The sequence below is a fragment of the Vreelandella nanhaiensis genome (assembly GCF_003990185.1).
In the GTDB taxonomy this organism is placed as follows: Bacteria; Pseudomonadota; Gammaproteobacteria; order Pseudomonadales; family Halomonadaceae; genus Vreelandella; species Vreelandella nanhaiensis.
In genome coordinates this window covers 1-2,418 of record NZ_RZHF01000026.1, presented here as the reverse complement: position 1 = coordinate 2,418, position 2,418 = coordinate 1, and the positions used below count along the sequence as shown (strand labels likewise).

Below are 2,418 nucleotides of genomic sequence, written 5' to 3'. Positions count from 1 at the left end.
GCGTCGCTGGCCAAGTACCTCTTCAGTCGTTCACATTAAGGAGTTGAAATTAATGCAACATATGACCACCAAACTTTTGCTCTCGGGTTTCATGCTAATTGGGACGGTCTCCGCTCAAGCGGCGTTACCGCCAGAGGCAACACTGTATAAAAACCCCCAGTGCGGCTGCTGTGATGAATATGCGCGCCATCTTGAGAAACTTGGCGTAGACGTCACCATTATTGATGACGTCGAGCTGGGTGATATCAAACAACAGGCGGGTGTTCCCTATGGTCTTGGATCGTGCCATACCATCGAAATCGGCGAGTATTGGATTGAGGGCCATGTTCCGATGGAAGCCGTACAGGCGCTGTTTGAGCAACAGCCTGATGCAGACGGCATTGGCCTAGCAGGTATGCCCATCGGTACACCGGGGATGCCAGGGCCTCAGGAAGCGCCCTATGACGTGTATTCCTTTACGGATCAAGAAGACAAGGCGTTTATGACGCTGTAGTAGGTTTTGGATGACATAATTAGACCTCTTGTACTACATGAGATGTTTGTTAAGCACCAGGTGTGTTTCGAGATGATTTGAAAATTGGTTGCGTCAGACGCTCTCTAACGTGCGACATGTTCAAGAAATCATCCAGAAATTGGCGGGGCCTTTCCCAGGGTTCGCTGATACTTTTAAGCATCTTAAATCCAAAAATGAACAGATACCCTGCGAAGCCTCTGTGTTAAATGCTTTTAGCAAGGTCAGTATTGGTCACAGTGACTTAGCATAGGTACTATTTGCCACCTTTATGAGTAGCGGTGTCTGTTTTGTCGGTAAGAGCAACCTGTACACCCCGTGTGCAGGTTGCTCTTCTGACGAAGAGCCGATACGGCCATCCCTTCAGTGGCGGGCGAGGATCTTCGCTGCGATGGGCGAAGTGATCATTTGAATCACTGCAAAAAAAGCGGCTGGAATCGCGATCTCTGATGGCAAGCCGGAAACAGCGACAAACGCTGCAGCGATGCTGAATTCCTTTTTACTGACCGTGAAAAGATAGGTAATCACCTCTTTGCGATCAGAGGTGAGTAACCGTGAGGACATACCTACCAGGTACCCAATCAAATTGAGGCACAGGGCCGCGCCCGCAATCACAAACGCATACCAGCCATAGCCAATTATCGTGGTGGCATTCGGCCCGACCACGGCGAGTAGGATCAGCAGATACAGAATCGACCCTATCCCTGCATACGCTGAATCATGCCGTGCAAAGAAAGCCGAGAACTTTGTACGCAAGCTGACCCCAATCACGGTAGGAAGAAGCACGATTAGTGTTAATTCAAGAATAATTGATCCAAGCGGCACGTCTAACTGAAGGCCGGTGAGCCATAAAAACAGGAAGGGAACAATAAACGGACATAACGCGGTGTTGACTGCGTTGAAAACAGCGGCAAGCGCCACATTGCCTTTTGCCATCAGTACCAAAAGAGGAGAGGACACATCTGTCGGCAGAGTGCCGAGCAAGGTTTGGCCAGCAGCCAGCGGGCCGCTTCCAAAAAATGGTTCTTCGTCACTTCACGTGGATTTGGCCTGATCGAATAGGCGGCCCACCGGGCTGCCAATCAGGTAGATCATGGCGATAAAGTTGGCCTCGTTCCGGTAGCCACGTGCTCGTGACCGAGCCGCTTGGAACAGACCATTCATTCCTTCCAGTCTTGCGTTCGTCAGTCCCGAGAGCCAGCGTCTGACCACCGCGTCGGCGTGCCGCTCAAGCGTCGCCAGGGCTTTCCCCATCGGCTTCAGCAGTGACTTTTCAGACACCGCCGCCTGCATGACCTTGAGGTAGTTCGTGATGCGCCACCGAGCCGCTCTGGGCATTGGAGCCTTCTGGATCCAGCGTAGCTTCTCCTTGATCACCCAGGCATCGGCCGTGGCGCTCTGATCGGCCACCAACTCCTGGAGCGCCGAAAGCTGTTTGGGTGTCAGGTTCTTGTTATCCAGGTTCTTCAGCAGGGCCCAGCGCAGCGACTTGGGGTGCCCCTGCTCCCGGCGCTCTTTCTTGCGTACCTCGTCCAGCCGCTTGGTGAAGGTCTGTACGATATGGAACCAGTCGACCGTTACCTCGGCCTTGGGAAGGTGCTCGGTCACGCCGCTAAGGAAGGCTGGCGACATATCGCAGACGACCTCGACCACATTATTCGGGTCGCCGCCATGGGCCGCCAGGAAGGCGCTGAAAGCCTGGATGGCATCCTTGCCGCAGCCTGGGACGGCAAAGATAACCGGTTCCCGCTTGCGCTGCATGTCGAGGAACACCGTGACATAGCGATGACCGCGCCGGGAGGCGGTTTCGTCCACGCCGACCGTCACCACCTTGGACAGATCCAGTTCCCCCAACATGCGGCCAACGTAGTGGTGCACGATGCGCCATAGTCGTTTGTCGGAAATCT

Annotated in this window: 3 protein-coding genes; 1 reads left to right on the top strand and 2 read right to left on the bottom strand. The window is 53.9% G+C overall.

All coding sequences use genetic code 11. The features are described from left to right. The first annotated feature begins 52 nt into the window (after positions 1-52). The gene (locus ELY38_RS16705) at positions 53-493 is read left to right on the top strand and encodes a DUF411 domain-containing protein (RefSeq protein ID WP_127063331.1); all 441 of its coding nucleotides are present in this window, start codon (positions 53-55) and stop codon (positions 491-493) included. 381 nt (positions 494-874) lie between these two features. On the opposite strand, the gene ELY38_RS16700 is transcribed toward ELY38_RS16705, so the two are convergent. Further along, positions 875-1,513 carry a bile acid:sodium symporter family protein gene (locus ELY38_RS16700; RefSeq protein ID WP_281274357.1) on the bottom strand — a complete coding sequence of 213 codons (639 nt, stop codon included), beginning with the start codon at positions 1,511-1,513 and terminating at the stop codon, positions 875-877. 33 nt (positions 1,514-1,546) lie between these two features. Continuing rightward, positions 1,547-2,418: ISL3 family transposase (locus ELY38_RS16695; protein ID WP_127063330.1), on the bottom strand; the 872-nt coding region annotated here is incomplete at its 5' end.

Excerpts from the sequence above, each read along its gene's own strand:
- ELY38_RS16705 (WP_127063331.1), top strand. The coding sequence starts at position 53 with ATGCAACATATGACCACCAAACTTTTGCTCTCGGGTTTCATGCTAATT.